This window comes from Kitasatospora sp. MBT66 (assembly GCF_000710405.2).
Lineage (GTDB): Bacteria > Actinomycetota > Actinomycetes > Streptomycetales > Streptomycetaceae > Kitasatospora > Kitasatospora purpeofusca.
The window spans coordinates 150,729-151,036 of sequence record NZ_JAIY01000020.1; the positions used below are offsets into that span (position 1 = coordinate 150,729).

Annotated in this window: 1 protein-coding gene; it reads right to left on the reverse strand. The window is 78.2% G+C overall.

The window, feature by feature from the left end:
• On the reverse strand, nucleotides 1–308 hold a 308-nt coding region (locus BI06_RS41725; RefSeq protein ID WP_043477330.1), incomplete at both ends, for an AMP-binding protein.

A 308-nucleotide genomic window follows, 5' to 3' on the forward strand; every position in this document is an offset into this window, starting at 1 on the left:
TCGCCGACCAGCCGGGTGCGCACCCCGGCCACCGGCAGGCCCACGCTGCCCGGGCGGCGCTCGCCGTCGGCGCGGGTGGAGACGGTGATCAGCGACTCGGTCATGCCGTACCGCTCGATCGGGGCGTGGCCGGTCAGCGCGGCGAGTCGTTCGAACACCGGGACGGGCAGCGGGGCGCTGCCGGAGACCAGCAGCCGGGCGGAGGCGAGCCGGGCGGCCGCTTCCTGATCCGCCGCCAGCCGGGACCAGACGGTCGGCACGCCGAAGTAGAGGCTGCCGCCGGCGGCCGCGTACCCGGCGGGGGTCGG